The organism is Streptomyces sp. NBC_00554 (genome assembly GCF_041431135.1).
Taxonomy (GTDB): domain Bacteria; phylum Actinomycetota; class Actinomycetes; order Streptomycetales; family Streptomycetaceae; genus Streptomyces.
Map to the genome: position 1 here is coordinate 6,588,895 of NZ_CP107799.1, position 19,525 is coordinate 6,608,419.

The following is a 19,525-nucleotide window of genomic DNA, read 5'->3' on the forward strand; positions in this document are numbered from 1 at the left end:
CCGAAGGGGATGAATCCTGAAAGGCGGCAACTTGCCCCTTTTCAGTCGTCCTTCGTCTGGCGCGCGTAATGCCGGGACGCCTTCGCGCGGTTGCCGCACGCCGCCATCGAGCACCAGCGGCGGGTGCCGTTCCGCGAGGTGTCGAAGAAGTGCAGGATGCACGACTCGTGCGCGCATCCGCGGATGCGGTCGGGTGCGGTGTTCAGCAGCTCCAGACAGTCGCGCGCGGCGAGCCAGCCGGGCCCCCAGGACGGGTCGCTGAACTCGGGGATCTCGCCCGGTCCCTGGGCGGTCAGCGTGACGCGGACGCGCCCGTGCGCGAGGACGGTGTCGACACCGGCGGCACCCTCGGCCAGTGACCCGTCGACGACGGCGTGCAGGGCGTCCCGGGCCTGGAGCGTGTGCCGCAGGACGGTCTCGTCGGCCGGGAAGTCGAGTCGGTTGCCCCTCAGCCACACCGCCAGCCCCTTGGTGTCCGTCAGCAGATCCCGCACGGCCCCCTCGTGCATCCAGCGGGTGTTGAGCAGGTCGAGCGAGACCGGCTCCCCGGTGAGCGGGCGCGGATCGGGGGTGGCGGACATATCGGGGCTCCCTTCGCTGCTAACCGCTCAAGAGTATGTGACCGGTTGCGCTCCTCTATTCTAACCTCTAATATCCGTTTAAGAGGTTAGGTCTCTCGAGGGCCGCCACAGACAGAAGGGGACTGTCATGACTCCGCGCACCGGCCACACCGGCCTGAACGTCACGGACCTCGACCGCTCGCTCGCCTTCTACCGCGACGTGCTGGGCTTCGGGGTGATCGGCGAGGGCAAGGAGGGCGACCGGCGGTACGCGTTCCTCGGGGACGGCGGCCGCCCCGTCCTCACGCTCTGGCAGCAGGCGAAGGGTCCGTACGACACCGGCCGCGCCGGCCTGCACCACCTCGCGCTCGAAGTGGACTCGCTCGACCAGGTCAGGGCGTACGAGACGGCTCTGCGCGGCTACGGCGTGGAGTTCGCGTACGACGGTGTGGTCGCCCACGGCGAGGGCGCGCCGTCCGGCGGCATCTTCTTCCATGACCCCGACGGCGTACGCCTGGAGATCTACGCGCCGACCGGTGCCGAGGAGGCGCCGGCACCGTCCGGGTCGGCTCCGGCCTGCGGGTTCTTCTAGGGGAGAGGGGCTTGCCGTGACGTATCACTCCGGTTCGCGCGCCGTGCAGGACCGGGTCGGCGTCCGCGACGTCGCCGACCATGTGGGGCAGGCGGTCGGGCAGGGCATCCGGCCGGTGGCCGCCGCCTTCCTGGAGCAGCAGCCGATGCTGGTGCTGGGTGCCGCCGACCCGGCGAGCGGCGCGGTGTGGGCCTCGCTGCTCACGGGCGAACCCGGCTTCCTGCGGGCCACCGGGCCTCGCCAGATCTCGGTCGTGGGCGGGGTCCGTGCGGGCGACCCGCTCGCGGGCGCGCTCTCCGGGCAGGACACCCCCGTCGGCACCATCGCACTCGACCCGCGCTCCCGCCGCCGTATGCGCCTCAACGGCCGGGCGCGTCCCACCCCGCGCGGCCTCGCGGTCGAGGCCGACCAGATCTTCTCCAACTGCCCGAAGTACCTGCAGAGAAGGGAGTCGTACGAGACGGCCGACCGCCCCTCCGCGGCAGCTCGGCGGAGTTGCGAACTCACCACGGAACAGCGGGAGTTCATCGAGTCGGCCGACACCTTCTTCCTTGCCACCGTCCACGAGCACGGCGCCGACGCCAGCCATCGGGGCGGCAACCCGGGCTTCGTACGCGCCGATTCACCGTACGAGCTGAGCTGGCTCGACTACCCGGGCAACTCCATGTTCCTGACCCTCGGCAACCTGGCGGTGGACCCGCGCGCCGGGCTCCTCTTCCTGGACTGGGTGTCGGGGGCGGTGCTCCAGCTCACCGGCACGGCGCGCACGGAGTTCGGCCCGGACGGGGTGCGAACCGTCCGCTTCACCGTCGCCGAGACCCTCGAGACACCCGCCGCCAGCCCGTTGACGTGGTCCGTCCCCGAGAACTCGCCCGCCAACCCGGACCCGGCACGCTAACGTCACGGAGTGCGCGAGGAGTTGAGGGTGGCGGCCTACGCCATATGCGTCAGGGACGGGGAGCTGCTGCTCGCCCGCGGCCGGGACGACGACGGCATCCCCGAGTGGACGCTGCCCGGCGGCGGCATGGACCACGGCGAGGATCCGTTCGACACCGTGGTCCGGGAGGTCGAGGAGGAGACGGGGTACGTCTTCGAGGCCACCGATCTGCTCGGCGTGCACTCGTTCCGGTGTGCGGTTCCGCGCCGCCTCGGGGTCACCGCCGACCACCACGCCCTGCGGCTCGTCTACGAAGGGCGGATCGTCGGCGGCGAACTGCGTCCCGAGGTGAACGGCTCCACCGATTTCGCGGCCTGGCATCCGCTGGATGCCGTAACCGTTCTCAATCGGGTCGGACTGGTCGATATCGGCCTCGCGCTGTGGCGGCAGCGTCCGGCCGCGGGCCGCATCGCGAAATAGCTCAGCCGCGAACGCGGTACCCCCGCAAACGAATTCAGTACCCCCGCAGATGAACACGGAGTGACCGCCTCCCGGCCGTTCGGGAAGGGCTCCATGCCGTGCAGGGGGGTCCAAGATCCACGTACGGTGATCGGCGTTGCCCGTTGTGGCCTTGTTAACGCCCAGGTCACCCCCAGTGCCAACGATCCAGTATGAGCGGGGAGTTCGCGACACGCACTCCTCGTGACCACTGTCGACGCGTTCGCAATCGGGGAGATCGCGCCATGTCGCGCATACGCTCTGTCGCCGCCGCTGCATCCGACCTCAACCGCCGTACCCTGCTGGCCGCCACCGGGGCGGTGACCATCTCCGCGGGGATCGGCATCGCCCTGCGGCCCGGCTCCGACGCGCAGGCAGCGACGGGCGCGGACACCGCCGCGAACACGTCCGCCGCCGGAACGGGCAAGGCGCCGGTGGCGGTGTCCCGCCAGGCCCCCGTCGACCGGCTGAATCCGTACTCGCGCGGCACCACCTTGAGCAGCGTCGCCACCCCCCGCTCCGGTTCCACCGGGTACCGGCGGCTCGGCGGCGGCCCCGGCTGGAAGCGGGTCGTACGCAGCGACCTGGCCTCGGCCAAGTCGGGCCGGGCGGCCCGCCGCACCGCGCTCGCCGCGTTCGTGCAGCTCACCGACCTGCACCTGATGGACACCCAGCACCCGCTGCGCCTGGAGTTCCTGCGCTCGGCCGACATCCACGCCTGGCGCCCGCACGAGATCCTGTCCGTGCAGGGCGCGGTCTCGCTCGTCGAGCGGGTCAACTCGCTGCCGGGAGCCCCTGTCACCGGTTCCCCGCTGCACTTCGCCATGACCACCGGCGACAACACGGACAACAACGCCAAGTCCGAGCTGGAATGGTTCATGAAGGTGATGAGCGGCGGCCGCATCACCCCCAACACCGGCGACCCGCGCGCTTACGAGGGCGTCCAGAACAGCGGCCTCAAGCAGTACTGGCAGCCCGACTCCACCGTCCGCGACTCGGACAAGCAGGCCGGCTTCCCGCACATCGAAGGCTTCCTGGCGGCCGCGACCGCCGAACTGCGCAGCCCCGGCCTCAAGCTCCCCTGGTACTCCACGGTCGGCAACCACGACGCCATGCCGCTCGGCACCTTCGCCCCCCACAGCGACCCCTTCCTCAGGGACTTCGCCGTCGGCGGCAAGAAGCTGATGAACGCGTCGGCGGCGCAGTCCAAGGCCCTCCAGGACACCATCAGGAACGACAAGGACCCCAAGGGCGCGCGGTACCTCGAGTTCATTCAGGCGCACGCGCGCGACCTGCGCTCGATCACCCCGGACGAGATGCGCGCCCCCTTCACCCCGGCCGAATACCTCAAGACGCACCTCGACCCGGCGTACGTCGGCAAGGGCCCCGTCGGACACGGCTACTCGTCGGCGAACGTCGCCGCCGGCACCCAGTACTACTCCTTCCGCATCTCCGACGACGTCATCGGCATCAGCCTCGACACCACCGACCCGGGCGGCCACTACCAGGGCTCCGTCGGGACGGCCCAGCTGAAATGGCTCGACAAGACGCTGCGCGACAACAAGGACTCGTACGCCGTCGTCTTCAGCCACCACACCAGCGAGTCGATGGGCAACACCCGCCGCGACCCGGCCCGCCCCGACGAGAAGCGCCACGACGGCGACGACGTCATCGCCCTCCTCGGCAGCCACGCCAACGTCCTGGCCTGGGTGAACGGCCACATCCACCGCAACCTCATCACCCCGCACTCCGCGCCCGGCGGCCGCTCCTTCTGGGAGATCTCCACCGCCTCGCACGTCGACTTCCCCCAACTCGCCCGCATCATCGAGCTGGTGGACAACAAGGACGGCACGGTCTCCCTCTTCACCACCCTCGTCGAGTCCGCCGCCCCGCACGCCACGGACTTCACCGACCTCACCCAGACCGGCCTGGCCGCCCTCTACCGCGAACTCTCCTTCAACGCGCCGGGCGCCAGCACGGCCCTGGCGGGGGCGTCGCGCGACCGCAACACCGAGCTGGTCCTCAAGAAGGGCTGAAACGCACCCAACCGGCGCAAGGTGAGGCAACCTCCGCGACGGGCCCCAGGTCCCTTCGGTCGATTCGTCATCGATCTCATCGACTCGTCATCGACCGAAGGAAACGACATGGCATCCCGCACCCTGCGCCTCGGACTCGTGAGCGCCGTGACCCTGACCACCGCCTCCCTCGCGGCGACCGCCGTCGCCGCACCCGCACCCGGGAGAGGCGACCACAGCGCGACCCGTACGGCCATGGACGCGGCCGTGAAGGACGGCGTACCCGGCGTCACCGCGACGGCGAAGGACAAGAACGGCACCTGGTCCGCCACCTCGGGCGTGGGCAACCTGAAGACGAACGAGCCGCGCTCCACGGCCGACCGCTACCGCGTGGGCAGCATCACCAAGACCTTCGTCTCCACCGTCCTTCTCCAACTGGAGGCGGAGGGACGCCTCTCCCTGGACGACAAGGTGGAGAAGTGGCTCCCGGGCGTGGTCCGGGGCAACGGCCACGACGGACGCGCGATCACGATCCGCCAGCTCCTCAACCACACCAGCGGCATCTACAACTACACGGCGGACGAGGACTTCGGCCGTACGTACTTCCTGAAGGACGGCTTCTTCAAGCATCGCTACGACACCGCGACCCCGGCCCAGCTGGTCGCGATCGCCATGACCCACAAGCCGGACTTCACCCCGGGCACGTCGTGGAACTACTCCAACACGAACTACGTACTCGCCGGCATGGTGATCAAGCAGGTCACCGGCAACTCGTTCGCGTCGGAGATCACCCACCGCATCATCAAGCCCCTGGGCCTGCACGCCACGCTCGTGCCCGGCACCTATCCCAAGGTGCCCCAGCCGAGCAGCCGCGCCTACGGCAAGCTCGCCGAGACGGCCACAGGACCCACGTACGACGTCACGGAACTCAACCCTTCCCTCGCCTCGGCGGCGGGCGAGATGATCTCCGACTCCTCCGACCTGAACCGCTTCTACACGGCCCTGCTCCGCGGCAGGCTCCTCCCGCCGGAGCAGCTCAAGGAGATGAAGACCACCATCAAGGTCGACGAGATCCCGAACGCGGGGTACGGCCTCGGTCTCATCGAGCGCGAACTCAGCTGCGGGGTCCATGTCTGGGGCCACGGCGGCGGAATCCACGGCTCCACATCGGAGGCCGTGACCACCGCCGACGGCCGTCACTCGCTGTCCTTCAACTTCAACGGGGACTGGTCGGGGGACAGCGAGGCAGTGGTGGAGGCGGAGTTCTGCGGTAAATAGCGCCGGAGGCAGTAGCGCCGGAGACCTCGAGCGGCCTCCGAGCGCGTAATCGGATAGATCTATCCACTTACTGTAGAGTGGCAGACGTCCGTCGACGTCTGCCACGACGCAGTGAGAGGAGTTCCGATGTCGCGCAGGGTTTGGCTTCCGCTGGGAGCGGTGGTCCTGGTGGTGAACGCGGTGCAATGGGTCGTAGCCGAAGCGATCAGCGCGGCAGCCTGGACCGATCCGCCCTACAGCTACGCCACGAACTACATCAGCGACCTCGGCGTACCGGATTGCGGTACGCAGTTCCAGGGCCGCGAAATCTGTTCTCCGGCACATCAGTTGATGAACACGTCGTTCATGCTCGAAGGGATCCTGTTCGCGACCGGGGTGCTGCTGCTGGCAGGCCTGGTCAAGGGCCGCGCCCGTCGTGTCGTCGTCGCCCTCGCGGTCGCGCACGGGGTGGGCATGGTGCTGGTCGGGCTGTTCCACGGCTCCGGGGACGGCGCGAGCGCCGGTCTGGCCATCCACGTCGCGGGGGCGGCGGTCGGCATTCTGTGCGCGAACACGCTGGCGATCATGGCGGGATCACTGCGGAGCCTCGGGCTGCCGCCGGCGTACCGTGCCTTCAGTGTCACCGTCGGCACCCTGGGCCTGCTGAGCGAGGCTCTCGTGGGCATGTCGGAGAGCACGGCAGGGGTGTTCGAGCGCGGCGGTGTCTACTCCTGGCTGCTGTGGAGCGTCGGCACGGGCGCACTGCTCCTGGTCAGCCGCCGGAGCAGCCCCGCGATGGTGGAGAATGCCTTGGCGTGACCCCGGAAACGCATCGCCCGCTGCGAGCGGACGCGGAACGAAACCGTCGGCTGATCATGGAGACGGCCGACCGCATGTTCGCGCAGCGGGGGCCCGCCGTCACCCTCAACGAGATCGCGCGTGAGGCAGGCGTCGGAGTCGCCACGGTGTACCGGCGCTTCCCGGACCTGCAGACGCTGATCGACGCCCTGTTCACCGAGCGGTTCACCGAGTTCCTGCAGCTTGCGACAGCGGCCGAGGAGCAGCCGGACCCGGGGCGGGCGCTGCGCCACTACATGATCGAGGCCGCGCAATGGCGGGCCCGGGACCGGGCGCTGGAGTTCGTCCTCGCCAACGCGAGCATCGACACGCGGCCCATCGCCGAGATGCGCGACCACCTGGGCCGCCTCGTGGACGGCCTGGCGGAACGGGCGGTGGCAGCCGGCGCGGTCCGCGAGGACTTCGCGAGCGCCGACGTGTACGCCTTCTTCTACATGGTCGGCGCCGTCGCCGACCGCACCCAGGACGTCGCACCCGACGCCTGGCGCCGCTACGCCGAGGTCCTGCTGACGGGCTTCGGCCTGGAGGAGGCCCCGGCGGCACACACCTCCGCCATGACCGACGGCCAGCTGCGCCGGGCCTGGCCCAAACCCTCCGTGCAGCCGCCGGACGATTCCGGGCAGGGACGGACCACGTGATCGTCACACGACGAGGAGGGGCCGCCGGAATACCGGCGGCCCCTCCTCTCCCCTCCTGATACGACCCCGGTCCGTCACTACCGGGGCAGCACCACGACATAGGCCGCCGGATCGCGGTCGTTCGACGCCATCAGGGCGGTGCGTACGACGGTGGCCTGCTGTTCCATCGAGTCGCGCAGCTTCTTGGGGGTGATGTACACGACGGTGATGCCCAGGCGCTCCAGGTGCTCGCGCTTGCGGGCGTACTCCGACCAGAGGGCGTCCTCGTCCTGGCGGGGGGCGCGGGTGTCGAGCTCGACGGCCACCGCCTGATCCGGCCAGTAGGCGTCGAGGCCGCCGAGGTGGGGGCCGCCGGGGAGCCGGAGGTCCACGTTCCAGACGGGGTCGGGGAGGCCGTGCTCGCCCACCATCCGGTACAGGCGGTCCTCAGCGATGGCGCGGCCCTCGGCGAGGAGCGAGTCCACGGCGTCCACCACGTGGGGCCGCGAGAGCAGCCGGGCCTGGGTCAACTCCCGTACGACCGCCGCCGGTTCGCAGTGCCCGGCGCGCACCGCCTCGGTCAGCAGGCGGCGTACGGCGTTCGCGTCCGACAGTTCCGCGACGGCGTCGGCGAGGGCGCGGGGGACGGGAGCGACCGGGACGCCGGTGACGTACGAGGGGGTGGGGAGGGACGGCGTACGGACGATGCGGACGCAGCCGGTGGAGCGCAGGCGGCGCAGCCGGGGGACCATGACGTCGATCTTGTCGAGGGAGAGCAGCGGGGGCGCCGACGTGAAGCCGTGCAGGGTCAGCGCCGCCAGGCCGGTGATCAGGACGTCCGTGTAGGGCTGGGCGGCGTGCGGGTCCTCGGCGCCCGGCTGGACGGGGATCGCCACCACCGGCTGTGCGGGGGAGCGGGCGGCGAACATCAGGACCGCGTGCAGACGTTCCTCGGAGGTGGGCGGGCCGGGGTGCAGAAGGAAGACACCCGGGAGGAACTGCTGCCAGGGGCCGCCCGGCCGGCACTGCTCGCTGGTCTCCGCGGCCGTCACACCGTGCGCCCGCAACTGCGCGGTGGTCAGCACGCGCCGCTGTACGTGGGACAGATGACGGAGGGGGCGGGGGGAGTGGGAGAGCGGGGTGTTGTGGTTCATGACCCGGGGTTTCCCGCTCCGGATCCGTCCTCTAACCGCTGTTACACGCCCGTCGACAAATCCGGACAAGCCCGCCCTAAAGTACGGGCGTTCGACTGCCGAAAGGCGCTGGTCCAGATGGGGAGTAATAGGGGTTACGGCTCTGAATACCTGTATTTCGTAACCACTGGGGGCGCCGATATTTCTTAACCACGGGGCGCCGGGGGCCGGCGACGACTGAGGGCACCGGCGGAACCGGTGCCCTCGGGGGATGCCGTCGGGTGTCAGCCCGCGGCCGCCACGTCGCACGCCTGCCCGCGCAGGGCCCGCGCCAGATCGTCCCGCGCCTCAAGGACCAGTCGGCGCAGCGCGGGCGCCGCGCTCTCGTGCGCCGCCAGCCACGCGTCCGTCGCGTCCAGGGTCTCCTGGGAGTCCTGGAGGGAGGGGAAGAGGCCCTTCACCACGTCCATCGCGATCTGGATGGAGCGGTCCGCCCAGACACGCTCGATCGCGTCGAAGTACTTCGCGGCGTACGGCGCGAGCAGCTCGCGTTGGGAGGGCTGGTCGAAGCCCGCGATGGTCGCCTCGACAAGGGCGTTGGAGAGCGCGTCGGACTCGACCACGGCCGCCCAGGCCTGTGCCTTGACCGCCGCGGAGGGGCGGGCGGCGAGGCAGCGGACCTGGTGGCGCTTGCCGGACGCCGTGTCGTCGCGGGCGAGTTCGGCGGCCAGCCTGGACTCGTCGGCGACTCCGTGCGCGGCCAGCGGCTCCAGGAACGCCCAGCGCAGCTCCTGGTCGACGACCAGACCGTCGATCTTCGCCGTGCCCTCCAACAGGCCCCCCAGGAGCTGGAGATCGGCCGGGCCGGAGGCGACCCGCGCGAAGAAACGGGCCCAGGTGAGCTGGTGCTGACTGCCGGGCTCCGCGAGCCGCAGCTCCTTCAACGCGCCCTCGGCGAGCAGGCGTTCGCCCTCCGCGCGCCAGCCGGGCGCCGCGTAGAAGGTGAGCGCCGAGTCGGCCCAGGCGTGCAGCATCTGCAGGACGCCGATGTCGGACTCGCGGCCTGCGAAGCGCAGCACCAGGCCGATGAAGTCGCGGGCCGGCATGAGTGCGTCACGGGTGAGATTCCACAGCGCCGACCAGCACAGGGCGCGCGCCAGCGGGTCCGTGATCTCGCCGAGCCGCTCGCGCAGCGTGGCCAACGAGCCCTCGTCGAAACGGATCTTGCAGTACGTCAGGTCGTCGTCGTTGACGAGGACGAGCTCGGGGGCTTCGGCGCCGACCAGTTCGGCGACGACGGTGCGGGGGCCCTCGACGTCCAGCTCGGCGCGCGCGTACCGCTCCACGGCGCCGTCGGGCGTACGCCGGTACAGGCCCACCGCCACGCGGTGCGGGCGCAGTTCGGGGTGCGACTCCGCGGCCTCCTGGAGTACGGCCAGCTCGGTGATCCGGCCCTCCGCGCTCAGAATCACCTGCGGGGTGAGGGAGTTGACCCCGGCGGTCTGCAGCCACGCCCGTGCCCAGGTCGCCAGGTCGCGCCCGCTGGTCTCCTCGAGGACCGACAGCAGATCGCCGAGGCGCGTGTTGCCGTACGCGTTCCGCTTGAAGTAGCGGCGCGCGCCCTCCAGGAACGCGTCCTGGCCGACGTAGGCGACGAGTTGCTTCAGTACGGAGGCGCCCTTGGCGTACGTGATGCCGTCGAAGTTGAGCTTGGCGTCCTGGAGGTCGCGGATGTCCGCCGTGATCGGGTGGGTGGACGGCAGCTGGTCGGCGCGGTAGGCCCAGGCCTTGCGGCGGTTGGCGAAGGTGATCCAGCCGTCCTTGAAGCGGGTCGCGCCGACCAGCGAGAACGCGCCCATGAAGTCGGCGAAGGACTCCTTGAGCCACAGGTCGTCCCACCACTCCATGGTGACGAGGTCGCCGAACCACATGTGCGCCATCTCGTGCAGGATGACGTTCGCCCGGCCCTCGTACGACGCCTGCGTCACCTTGCCGCGGAAGATGAACTCCTCGCGGAACGTGACCAGTCCGGGGTTCTCCATCGCGCCGAGGTTGTACTCGGGCACGAACGCCTGGTCGTACTTCCCGAACGGGTACGGGTAGTCGAAGTGCTCGTGGAAGAAGTCCAGGCCCTGCTTGGTGACGAGGAAGACGTCGTCGGAGTCGAAGTAGGGCGCCAGGCCCTTGCGGCACATCGCGCCGAGCGGGATCTCCAGCGTCGTACCGTCGTCGAAGGTGCGGGAGTAGCTGTCGGTCACATAGTGGTACGGGCCGGCGGCGAAGGCGGTGATGTACGTCGAGATGGGCTTGGTCTCCGCGAACTTCCAGACGCCGTCGGTGAGTTCACCGACCCCGTTGCTCCAGACCGTCCACCCCTCCGGGGCCCGCACCTCGAAACGGAAGGGGGCCTTGAGGTCCGGCTGCTCGAAGTTGGCGAAGACGCGCCGCGAGTCGGCGGGCTCGTACTGCGTGTACAGGTACACCTCGCCGTCCTCGGGGTCGACGAAGCGGTGCATGCCCTCGCCGGTGCGGGAGTAGGCGCACTGGGCGTCCACGACGAGTTCGTTGTCGGCCGCCAGGTCCTCGAGGAGGATCCGGGTCCCGTCGAAGACCTCGCCGGGATCGAGGTCCTTGCCGTTGAGCGAGAGCGCCGTCACGCTCGGCGCGATCAGGTCGGCGAAGCTCGTGGCGCCCGGCTCGGCGGAGCGGAAGCGGATGGTGGTCACCGAGCGGAAGGTGCGCGGCGCGCCCTCGGCGGCCCGGCCGGCGTCCTGGTCCCCGACGGCTGATCGCAGATCGAGGGACACCTCGTACCCGTCGACGGACAGCAGCGCCGCCCGTTCCTGGGCCTCGTCGCGGGACAGATTCTCACCGGGCACGGGGGCACTCCCTCAGGGCTGGTCCGACAGGTTGGTACAGGGCCGATCCTGTCATGTGCCCCTGACGCGGGGCACCCGGGAATGGGTCGGGTGGCCGGTGGTGTTGCCCTCGGAAAGACCGCTTTCCGAGGAGACCCATGCCCGAGCAGACCGCCCAGACGAGTTCCGGTTCCGGCAAGACCCCCGTCGACTTCTGGTTCGACCCGCTGTGCCCCTGGGCCTGGATGACCTCGCGCTGGGTCCTGGAAGTGGAGAAGGTCCGGGACATCGAGGTCCGCTGGCACATCATGAGCCTCGCGGTGCTGAACGAGCCGAAGCTGGACGAGCTTCCCGAGGAGTACCGGGAGCTGCTCGCCACCAAGGCCTGGAAGCCGATCCGTGTGGTGACCGCGGCCTGGCAGAAGCACGGCGACGACATACTCGGCCCGCTGTACACCGCGCTCGGCACCCGTATCCACAACCAGGGTGAGGGCCCGACCCTTGAGGCGATAGCCGCCGCGCTCGACGAGGTCGGCCTTCCGGCCTCCCTGCTCGACTACGCCGACCAGGAGAACTTCGAGTTCGACGCCCAGCTGCGTGCCTCCCACAAGGAGGGCATCGACAAGGTCGGCCAGGACGTCGGCACGCCCGTCATCGCCGTCCCCGGGGCCGACGGCGAGCAGATCGCCTTCTTCGGTCCGGTCGTCACCCCCGCCCCGAAGGGCGAGGCCGCCGCGCGGCTGTGGGACGGCACGCTCCTTGTCGCGTCGACGCCCGGCTTCTACGAGATCAAGCGGTCGCGGACGGCAGGACCGGACTTCAGCAACCTGTAACCGTCACTCGGCGGCGGGGATCCGGAGCTCCTCGGGCAGGGTCCCGCCGTCGCTGCTCTTGCCGTGCCGCTGGACTCGGCGGCAGCCCTCGTGGGCGCAGCGGATGTAGGCGTCCACGTTGCGCTGCCCGGTGACCTCTCTGGCCGCCGCGCGCTCCGCGTCACCCTCCAGCCGCCGGAAGTCCCGCATCCTGCCGCAGTTCCGGCACCACTTGTACGGCATGTACGCCTCCTTGAGGGACGCCCCGGTGCCGCGAGCCTAGGGTTTTTTCGCCCCCTCCGCCCCTACCCGTTCCCGTCACTTGGGGGCTCCGCCCCCAAACCCCCGCTCCTCAAACGCCGGAGGGGCTGAAAATCTTGCTTGCGGGGGAGGGGGCGAAGAAACCCCGCGATCACCCCACGCCGCACCCCCACGCCCTGGATACTGCGGGGAATGAGCACGCCCCTCGGGTCAACGACGACCCTTCTCCTCGCCCGGCACGGGCAGACCGTCTGGCACGCCGAGAACCGTTACGCCGGGGTGAGCGACGTCGCTCTCACCGACGAAGGCCACGCCCAGGCGGAGGCCCTCGGCCACTGGTCCGCGGCAAACGGGGTCGACGCGGTCTGGACGTCGACGGTGTCCCGCGCCGCCGCCACGGCAGATCCCGCCTGCAGAACCCTCGGCCTCACCGCGACCCGCGAACCGTCCCTGAGGGAATGCGACTTCGGCATCCTGGAGGGCCGCACCCTGGCGGAGTTCGAAGCCGAGAACCCGGCGAGGGCGAAGGCGTTCCGGTCGGACCCGGTGGCGTACCCCTTCCCGGAGGCGGAGGACCCCCGCACCGCGGCCGCCCGCGGCGTAAAGGCCCTGCGCCGCATCGCGACCGCCCACCAGGGCGAGCGCGTCCTGGTCGTCGCCCACAACACCCTGCTCCGCCTGGCCCTGTGCTCGCTGCTGTCCATCCCGCTGGGCGAGTACCGCCGGGTGTTCCCGCAACTGCGCAACGCGGCGGTGAGCGAACTCCGTATGGACGAGAGGTCGGCCGGCCTCATCGCGCTCAATGTGCCCTGCGCGTAGGGAACATGGAGAGAGCCCCCGCGAGTCACGTCCTCGCGGGGGCTCTCCTTCCATCCGCCTGCCACGTGAAGGTTGAGAAGACGATCACGAGCAGGACGCTTCATATCTGCCTCAGGGAGTCAGCAGCAACACATCCGCGCGGGACTTCGCCGCCGCGTAACGCCGCGCCACGTCCTGCCAGTTGACGACCTGCCACATGGCCTCGATGAAGTCGACCTTCTGGTTCCGGTACTGGAGGTAGAAGGCGTGCTCCCAGGCGTCGAAGACGAGGACCGGGACCGAGCCCTGGCCCACGTTGCCCTGGTGGTCGTAGACCTGCTCGACGACGAGACGCCCGCTCAGCGGCTCGTACGCGAGGACGCCCCACCCGGAGCCCTGTGTGGTCGCGGATGCCTTCGTCAGCTGGGCCTTGAACCCGGCGAAGGAGCCGAACGACTCGGTGATCGCGTCCGCCAGCTCACCCACGCCGTCCGCGGCCAGGGGTTCGCCGCCGCCCTCGCCGGTCATGTTCTGCCAGTAGATGCTGTGCAGGATGTGGCCGGAGAGGTGGAAGGCCAGGTTCTTCTCCAGCCCGTTGACCGAGCCCCACGACTCCTTGTCACGCGCCTCCGCGAGCTGCTCCAGCGTGTCGTTGGCCCCCTTCACATATGCCGCGTGGTGCTTGTCGTGGTGCAGCTCGATGATCTCGGGGCTGATCACGGGCGCGAGCGCGGAGTAGTCGTACGGCAGCTCAGGAAGTGTGTAGACGGGCATGGCGGGTCCCCTCCGACCTCTTATTGCAATCTATGTGCAACTACACGCTAGCAACAAAAAGGCCCTCGCGTGACGCATGCGAGGGCCTTCGTGCAGTGGAGACGCACAGTTGAGACGTGCAGTTGAGAGCTGTCAGTCGCGGGCGGCGCGCGCCTTCTGCCGGGCGTACCCGACCGCCGCCAGCGCCAGCGTCATTCCGCCCGTCGAGTAGAGCTGCACCCGCGTGTCCGGTTCCCGTGCCATCAGGACGAAGATGCCGGCCATCCCGGCGAGCGCCACCCAGGTCAGCGCCGGGAAGAGCCACATCCGTACGACCAGCTTCTCCGGCGCCTCGCGCTCCACCCTCCGCCGCAGCCGGAGCTGCGAGACGGCGATGAAGATCCAGACGACGAGGATGACCGCGCCGATCATGTTCAGCAGCCAGGGGAAGACGTCGTCGGGCCGCCAGTAGCTGAGCAGGACGCACACGAAGCCGAAGACCGACGACGCGAGGACGGCGACGCGCGGGACCCCGCCCGAGACCTTGCCAAGACCCTTCGGCCCCTGACCCCGCTCCACCAGCGAGTATCCGATGCGCGAGGCGCCGTAGATGTTGGCGTTCATCGCCGAGAGCAGCGCGACGAGGACGACCACGTTCATCAGCTGCGCGGCGCCCGGGATGCCCAGGTGGTCGAGGGCGGCGACGTACGGGCCCTTCTCGACGACCTCCTTCGAGTCCCATGGGACGAGCGTGACGATGACCGCCATCGAGCCGATGTAGAAGAGCGCGATGCGCCACATCGCCGTACGGACCGACCGGGCCACACCCTGCACCGGGTTGTCCGACTCGGCCGCCGCGATCGTCACGGTCTCCAGACCGCCGTACGCGAACACGGAGGCGAGCAGGCCGATGACGAGCCCCTCGCCGCCGTTCGGCAGGAAGTCGGTCAGGTTGGCGGTCCCGGGGGAGTCCGTGCCGGGCAGGACGCCCGCGACGGCGAGTAGGCCGAGAACCAGGAAGAGGCTGATCGCGCCCACCTTCAGTGCGGCGAACCAGAACTCGAACTCGCCGAAGTTCTTCACCGCGGCAAGGTTCGCGACGCAGAAGACCACCATGAAGAGGGCGACCCAGGCCCACTCCGGGGTCCCGGGCAGCCAGCCCGTGACGATCTTCGCGGCGCCGATGCCTTCGAGGCCGACGGCCGTGCACAGCAGGACCCAGAAGGACCAGCCGGCGGTGAAGCCCGCCCACGGGCCGATCGCGCGCTCGGCGTGCGCCGAGAAGGAACCGGACGACGGATACGCGGCCGACATCTCGCCGAGCATCCGCATCACCAGCATGACCAGCAGGCCGCTCACGGCGTACGCGATGACGATCGAGGGTCCGGCGGCGGCGATTCCCGCGCCGGAGCCGACGAAGAGGCCCGCGCCGATCACACCGCCGAGGGCGATCATCGACAGGTGGCGCTGCTTGAGGCCGTGGGAGAGGGAGGCGTCCGTGTCCGGGGTGCCGGGCGGGGCGTCGAGGGTGGTGCGGGGCATGGGCGCGGCTCGTCCATTACGTGAGGCGGGCAAAAACGCCGCCAGTCTGGGCGGCCTCTCCGGTCGGGCGGAGCGGCCGCCCAGCATGTGGACGAGAGCGATACGGAGGGTGGGGCTCCGGTTACCTGACTTCGTTTACCCCACTTCGGTTACCCGACTTCGGTGACCGAGGTGTAGTGCGAGGCGTCGCCCGCGATCGAGTAGCTCTCCTTGCCCTCGATGCCGACCGGCACATCACCGGCGACGGTCACGCGGTGCAGGCGGCGGGGCTGTCCGTCGTAGTTGTCGATGGCGTAGTGCTGGGTGATCCGGTTGTCGAAGAGGACGAGCTGGTTCGGCGACCAGCGCCAGCGCAGGATGTTCTCCGGCCGGGTGACGTACGCCTGGAGGATGTCGAGGATCTTGCGGGACTCGCCCACCGACAGGCCGATGATCCGCTGCGCGAACCCGCCGATGAACAGCCCGCGTTCACCGGTCAGCGGGTGGACCCGGACGACCGGGTGGGCGGTGCGGAACTTGATGGACGTGAACTGGGCGCGCTGCTCGGCCTGTTCCTCGTCGATCTCCTCGTCCGGCACCGCGTAGTCGTAGTCGTTGGTGTGCTCGGCCCACAGGTTGTCGGCGAGCCGGCGCAGCGGCTCGGGCAGGTCGCGGTAGGCGGCGGCGGAGTTGGCGATGAGGGTCTCGCCGCCGTACGGCGGGATGGTGATGCTGCGCAGGGTGCTGGCCTGGGGCGGGTTGAGGACGAAGGTGACGTCGGTGTGCCAGTGGTTGGCGCGGCCCCGCTCGCTGTCCACGGGCAGCACGTTCGGGGCGCCGTCGACCGCGGGCACGGTCGGGTGGGCGGTGGTGAGGTCGCCGAACTGGCGGGCGAATGCCTGCTGGCCCTCGTCGTCCAGGCCCTCGGCGTCGAAGACCAGCGCCTTGTGCTCGTTGAGAGCGGCACGGACGGCGGCGATGGTCTCGTCGTCGAGGGGCTTGGCGATGTCGATGCCGGATATCTGGGCGCCGATCTTCGCGGTGACCTTGCGGATCTCTATCTCGGACATGTGCGGCGGTCCTTTCAACTGAGGGTGTCTGCGGGTTCCTTCAGCGGGCGGTTCCGTGGGTTCCTTCTCGGGCGATTGCAGCGGGCGGCTTCAGGCGGGCGGTTTCAGTGGGAGGCGAGTGCCGGGACGGCGTACTGGTTGGCCGGCCGCGGCAGCCCGTACCGCTCCCGCAGCGTCTGCCGCGGCCCGTACTCCGTGCGGAGCAGACCGCGGGTGCGCAGGATCGGCACGACCTGGTCGACGAAGAGTTCGAGGCCGGACGGCAGCACGGCGGGCATGATGTTGAAGCCGTCCGCGGCGCCGAGCCGGAACCAGTCCTCGATCGCGTCGGCGACCTGCTCGGGCGTGCCCGCGAAGGTCAGGTGACCGCGCCCGCCCCCGAGCCGGCCGATGAGCTCGCGGGCGGTGAGCCGCTCGCGCCGGGCGAGTTCGACCACGAGCGTGTAGCGGCTCTTGGCGCCCTCGATGGCGCTCTCAGGCGGCAGGTCCGCGGGCAGTAGGGCATCGAGTTCGAGCGTGCCCGGCTCCAGATGCAGCAGGTGCTCCAGGCGGTAAAGACCGTGCTCGTACACGATGTGGTCCTCGAGGACCCGCTCGTGTTCGCGCGCCTCGGCCTCGGTCGAGCCGATCACCGGGACGATGCCGGGCAGGATCTTGATGTGGTCCGGGTCCCGGCCCGCCGCGCTCGTACGGGACTTGAGGTCGGCGTAGAAGTCCTGCGCGTCCTTGAGGGTCTGCTGCGCGGTGAACACCGCCTCCGCGTACCGGGCCGCGAACCGCTTGCCGTCCTCGGAGGACCCCGCTTGTACGAGGAGGGGGTAACCCTGGGGCGTGCGGGGGACGTTGAGGGCGCCCTCGACACTGAAGTACGTCCCCTTGTGGCGCGGCGGATGGAGTTTCTGCTCGTCGCCCCAGACGCCCGTCGCCTTGTCGCCGACGACGAGGTCGTCCTCCCAGCTGTCCCAGAGCTTGAGCGCCACGTCGAGGAACTCGGCGGCGCGCTCGTAGCGGGTGGCGTGGGCGGGTTCGTCGTCGAGGCCGAAGTTGCGGGCGGCCTCGGCGCCGGCGGTGGTGACGATGTTCCAGCCCGCCCGGCCGCCGCTGAGATGGTCCAGGGAGGCGAATCTGCGGGACAGGTTGTAGGGGGAGTTGTAGGAGGTGGAGGCGGTGGCGATCAGGCCGATGTGCTGGGTGGCGACGGCCAGCGCCGTGAGCAGGGTGATGGGTTCGAGGGTGCCGGACGGGCGCTGACCGACGCTGTTGAACAGCACCGGGCCGTCGGCGAGGAAGAGCGAGTCGAAGGTGCCGCGCTCCGCGATACGGGCGAGGTTGACGTAGTGCGCGAGGTCGACGCTCGCGTACGGATCGCTCTCGGGCAGCCGCCAGGAGGCCTCGTGGTGCCCGGTGTTCATCAGGAAGGCGTTCAGGTGGAGTTGGCGGGAAGCGGTGGGTGCAGTGGTCACTTGTGGTCCTCCGTGACGCCCAGGGCGGCGAGCAGCCGCTCGCGGTACTCGCCGAGCAAGGGGTCGCGATACGAGCGGGGATGCGGGATGTCGACGGTCAGATCGAGGCCGATACGCCCCTGGTCGAGCACGAGCACACGGTCGGCGAGCACGATCGCCTCGTCCACGTCGTGCGTGACGAGCAGCACGGAGGGCCGGTGGCGCTCCCACAGCTCGCGCAGCAGGACGTGCATCTTGATCCGGGTGAGCGCGTCCAGGGCGCCGAACGGCTCGTCGGCAAGGAGGAGTTCGGGTTCGCGGACCAGGGAGCGGGCCAGCGCGGCACGCTGCGCCTCACCGCCGGACAGCTCGTTGGGCCAGGCCCGTTCGCGGCCCGCGAGGCCCACCTCGGCGAGGGCGGCGCGACCGCGTTCGGCGGCCTCCTTGCCGTCCGCGCCGAGCAGTACGTTGTCGAGGACCCGGCGCCAGGGGAGCAGCCGGGAGTCCTGGAAGACGACGGACACCCGCTCAGGGGCGGTCAGTTGCCCGCTGCCGGCGACGGTGTGGTCGAGCCCTGCGATGGCCCGCAGCAGCGTGCTCTTGCCGGAGCCGCTGTGCCCGAGCAGGGCCGTGAACTGGCCCGCCGGAAGGTCGAGGTCGATGTCGTCGAGGACGGTGCGGCCCTCGAAGGAGCGTGTCAGTCCCCGGAGTTGGACGGTGAGCTTCGTCTGAGTGGATGTCAGTTGCTCAGCGTGCGTCGCCATGACAGCACCCTCCGTTCGATGAGACGGACCGCGCTGTCGGAGACCAGACCGAAGACCCCGTAGATCAGCAGGCCGACGAGGATCACGTCCGACTGGCCGTAGTTCTGGGCCTGGAACATCATGTAGCCGAGCCCGTTGGTGGCGTTGATCTGCTCCAGGACGACCAGGGACAGCCAGGACCCGGTCACCCCGAGCCGCAGTCCGACGAAGAAGCCGGGCAGCGCGCCGGGGATGACGATCTGCCGGATGAAGGCGACCCTGGACAGCCCCTGGACCTCGGCGAGTTCGACATAGCGGTGGTCGATGCCGGACAGCGCGGAGTGCAGGTTCAGATAGATCGGGATGTAGACGACGATGGCGATGATCGCGATCTTGAAGGTCTCGCCGATGCCCAGCCAGAGGATGAACAGCGGGATCAGCCCGAGGGTCGGGATGGCCCGGTTGAGCTGCACCGTCCCGTCGATCAGCGCCTCGCCGATCCGGCTGAGCCCGGACGCGAGCGCCAGGACCACCCCGGCGGTCAGGCCGAGGGCGAACCCGTACGCGGCGCGTTCCAGCGAGGTGAGCACATCCGTGGGGAGCGTGCCGTCGGTCCACAGATGGCCGGCGGTGCTGAGGACGGTCCAGGGCGCCGGTATCGCGCCGGGGTCCAGCTGCCCGGCGGCGGACGCGACGGCCCAGAGGGTGGCGAAGAGGACGGGGCCGATGAAACCGGCGGCGGGCAGCCGCTTGCCGGGTGCGAGCCCGCGGCGCCGGGCGCGAGCGGGTTTCTCCGTCACCGCCACGGGTGCGGTGGTGGTGGCAGCGGCGGTCACGGTGCCGGTCGTGGTGGTGGTCAT

At 70.0% G+C, this 19,525-nt stretch carries 19 protein-coding genes; 9 read left to right on the forward strand and 10 right to left on the reverse strand.

Features of this window, described 5'->3' with window-relative positions:
- Positions 1–41 precede the first annotated feature (41 nt).
- Complete coding sequence (locus OG266_RS29070) at positions 42–581, reverse strand: CGNR zinc finger domain-containing protein (protein WP_371549143.1); 540 nt, start codon at positions 579–581, stop codon at positions 42–44.
- 127 nt (positions 582–708) lie between these two features.
- On the opposite strand from OG266_RS29070, the gene OG266_RS29075 reads away from it, so the two are divergent.
- The 7 genes from OG266_RS29075 (at position 709) to OG266_RS29105 (ending at position 7,295) form a co-directional block, all read left to right on the forward strand.
- Positions 709–1,152, forward strand: a complete 444-nt coding sequence (locus OG266_RS29075) for a VOC family protein (protein ID WP_371549145.1) — start codon at positions 709–711, stop codon at positions 1,150–1,152.
- Positions 1,153–1,168: 16 nt separating this feature from the next.
- Complete coding sequence (locus OG266_RS29080) at positions 1,169–2,050, forward strand: pyridoxamine 5'-phosphate oxidase family protein (RefSeq protein WP_371549147.1); 882 nt, start codon at positions 1,169–1,171, stop codon at positions 2,048–2,050.
- Between the two features lie 9 nt (positions 2,051–2,059).
- Positions 2,060–2,509, forward strand: coding sequence for an NUDIX hydrolase (locus tag OG266_RS29085; RefSeq protein ID WP_371549149.1), 450 nt, complete (start codon positions 2,060–2,062; stop codon positions 2,507–2,509).
- Between the two features lie 263 nt (positions 2,510–2,772).
- Complete coding sequence (locus tag OG266_RS29090) at positions 2,773–4,563, forward strand: TIGR03767 family metallophosphoesterase (RefSeq protein ID WP_371549151.1); 1,791 nt, start codon at positions 2,773–2,775, stop codon at positions 4,561–4,563.
- A 108-nt stretch (positions 4,564–4,671) separates the two neighbouring features.
- Complete coding sequence (locus tag OG266_RS29095; protein ID WP_371549153.1) at positions 4,672–5,820, forward strand: serine hydrolase domain-containing protein; 1,149 nt, start codon at positions 4,672–4,674, stop codon at positions 5,818–5,820.
- Between the two features lie 126 nt (positions 5,821–5,946).
- On the forward strand, positions 5,947–6,618 hold the full coding sequence (locus tag OG266_RS29100; RefSeq protein WP_371549155.1) for a DUF998 domain-containing protein: 672 nt from the start codon (positions 5,947–5,949) through the stop codon (positions 6,616–6,618).
- Complete coding sequence (locus OG266_RS29105; RefSeq protein ID WP_371549157.1) at positions 6,615–7,295, forward strand: TetR/AcrR family transcriptional regulator; 681 nt, start codon at positions 6,615–6,617, stop codon at positions 7,293–7,295. Before OG266_RS29100 ends, OG266_RS29105 begins: the two co-directional genes overlap by 4 nt.
- Before the next feature lie 77 nt (positions 7,296–7,372).
- Here the strand turns inward: OG266_RS29105 and OG266_RS29110 are convergent, their stop codons facing one another.
- The gene (locus OG266_RS29110; RefSeq protein ID WP_371549159.1) at positions 7,373–8,428 is read right to left on the reverse strand and encodes a hypothetical protein; all 1,056 of its coding nucleotides are present in this window, start codon (positions 8,426–8,428) and stop codon (positions 7,373–7,375) included.
- Between the two features lie 263 nt (positions 8,429–8,691).
- Complete coding sequence (gene pepN, locus OG266_RS29115) at positions 8,692–11,286, reverse strand: aminopeptidase N (RefSeq protein ID WP_371549161.1); 2,595 nt, start codon at positions 11,284–11,286, stop codon at positions 8,692–8,694.
- A gap of 137 nt (positions 11,287–11,423) precedes the next feature.
- On the opposite strand from pepN, the gene OG266_RS29120 reads away from it, so the two are divergent.
- Positions 11,424–12,098 carry a DsbA family protein gene (locus OG266_RS29120; RefSeq protein WP_326723093.1) on the forward strand — a complete coding sequence of 225 codons (675 nt, stop codon included), beginning with the start codon at positions 11,424–11,426 and terminating at the stop codon, positions 12,096–12,098.
- Positions 12,099–12,101: 3 nt separating this feature from the next.
- Here the strand turns inward: OG266_RS29120 and OG266_RS29125 are convergent, their stop codons facing one another.
- Positions 12,102–12,320 carry a hypothetical protein gene (locus OG266_RS29125; protein WP_266462221.1) on the reverse strand — a complete coding sequence of 73 codons (219 nt, stop codon included), beginning with the start codon at positions 12,318–12,320 and terminating at the stop codon, positions 12,102–12,104.
- Positions 12,321–12,530: 210 nt separating this feature from the next.
- Here OG266_RS29125 and OG266_RS29130 point away from each other — a divergent pair, with 210 nt between their 5' ends.
- Complete coding sequence (locus OG266_RS29130; RefSeq protein ID WP_266462222.1) at positions 12,531–13,157, forward strand: histidine phosphatase family protein; 627 nt, start codon at positions 12,531–12,533, stop codon at positions 13,155–13,157.
- Positions 13,158–13,268: 111 nt separating this feature from the next.
- On the opposite strand, the gene OG266_RS29135 is transcribed toward OG266_RS29130, so the two are convergent.
- From OG266_RS29135 to OG266_RS29160, 6 genes are all read right to left on the reverse strand, one after another.
- Positions 13,269–13,910 carry a superoxide dismutase gene (locus tag OG266_RS29135; RefSeq protein ID WP_266462224.1) on the reverse strand — a complete coding sequence of 214 codons (642 nt, stop codon included), beginning with the start codon at positions 13,908–13,910 and terminating at the stop codon, positions 13,269–13,271.
- Between the two features lie 132 nt (positions 13,911–14,042).
- Positions 14,043–15,431 (reverse strand): amino acid permease, encoded by a 1,389-nt coding sequence (locus OG266_RS29140; RefSeq protein WP_371549165.1) that lies wholly within the window; start codon positions 15,429–15,431, stop codon positions 14,043–14,045.
- 149 nt (positions 15,432–15,580) lie between these two features.
- Positions 15,581–16,480: a TauD/TfdA family dioxygenase gene (locus OG266_RS29145; RefSeq protein ID WP_329547588.1), complete on the reverse strand. Its 900-nt coding sequence runs from the start codon at positions 16,478–16,480 to the stop codon at positions 15,581–15,583.
- Positions 16,481–16,584: 104 nt separating this feature from the next.
- Entirely contained in the window at positions 16,585–17,943 is a 1,359-nt protein-coding gene (locus OG266_RS29150) for an LLM class flavin-dependent oxidoreductase (RefSeq protein ID WP_371549167.1), read from the reverse strand.
- Positions 17,940–18,686, reverse strand: coding sequence for an ABC transporter ATP-binding protein (locus OG266_RS29155; RefSeq protein ID WP_371549169.1), 747 nt, complete (start codon positions 18,684–18,686; stop codon positions 17,940–17,942). The genes OG266_RS29150 and OG266_RS29155 overlap by 4 nt, the downstream gene beginning before the upstream one ends.
- Positions 18,662–19,525 carry an ABC transporter permease gene (locus tag OG266_RS29160; RefSeq protein WP_371549170.1) on the reverse strand — a complete coding sequence of 288 codons (864 nt, stop codon included), beginning with the start codon at positions 19,523–19,525 and terminating at the stop codon, positions 18,662–18,664. The genes OG266_RS29155 and OG266_RS29160 overlap by 25 nt, the downstream gene beginning before the upstream one ends.

Excerpts from the sequence above, each read along its gene's own strand:
- OG266_RS29140 (WP_371549165.1), bottom strand. The coding sequence starts at position 15,431 with ATGCCCCGCACCACCCTCGACGCCCCGCCCGGCACCCCGGACACGGAC.
- OG266_RS29075 (WP_371549145.1), top strand. The coding sequence starts at position 709 with ATGACTCCGCGCACCGGCCACACCGGCCTGAACGTCACGGACCTCGAC.
- OG266_RS29110 (WP_371549159.1), bottom strand. The coding sequence starts at position 8,428 with ATGAACCACAACACCCCGCTCTCCCACTCCCCCCGCCCCCTCCGTCAT.
- OG266_RS29090 (WP_371549151.1), top strand. The coding sequence starts at position 2,773 with ATGTCGCGCATACGCTCTGTCGCCGCCGCTGCATCCGACCTCAACCGC.
- OG266_RS29155 (WP_371549169.1), bottom strand. The coding sequence starts at position 18,686 with ATGGCGACGCACGCTGAGCAACTGACATCCACTCAGACGAAGCTCACC.
- OG266_RS29145 (WP_329547588.1), bottom strand. The coding sequence starts at position 16,480 with ATGTCCGAGATAGAGATCCGCAAGGTCACCGCGAAGATCGGCGCCCAG.
- OG266_RS29135 (WP_266462224.1), bottom strand. The coding sequence starts at position 13,910 with ATGCCCGTCTACACACTTCCTGAGCTGCCGTACGACTACTCCGCGCTC.
- OG266_RS29070 (WP_371549143.1), bottom strand. The coding sequence starts at position 581 with ATGTCCGCCACCCCCGATCCGCGCCCGCTCACCGGGGAGCCGGTCTCG.
- OG266_RS29095 (WP_371549153.1), top strand. The coding sequence starts at position 4,672 with ATGGCATCCCGCACCCTGCGCCTCGGACTCGTGAGCGCCGTGACCCTG.
- OG266_RS29120 (WP_326723093.1), top strand. The coding sequence starts at position 11,424 with ATGCCCGAGCAGACCGCCCAGACGAGTTCCGGTTCCGGCAAGACCCCC.
- OG266_RS29125 (WP_266462221.1), bottom strand. The coding sequence starts at position 12,320 with ATGCCGTACAAGTGGTGCCGGAACTGCGGCAGGATGCGGGACTTCCGG.
- OG266_RS29160 (WP_371549170.1), bottom strand. The coding sequence starts at position 19,525 with ATGACCACCACCACGACCGGCACCGTGACCGCCGCTGCCACCACCACC.
- OG266_RS29130 (WP_266462222.1), top strand. The coding sequence starts at position 12,531 with ATGAGCACGCCCCTCGGGTCAACGACGACCCTTCTCCTCGCCCGGCAC.
- OG266_RS29100 (WP_371549155.1), top strand. The coding sequence starts at position 5,947 with ATGTCGCGCAGGGTTTGGCTTCCGCTGGGAGCGGTGGTCCTGGTGGTG.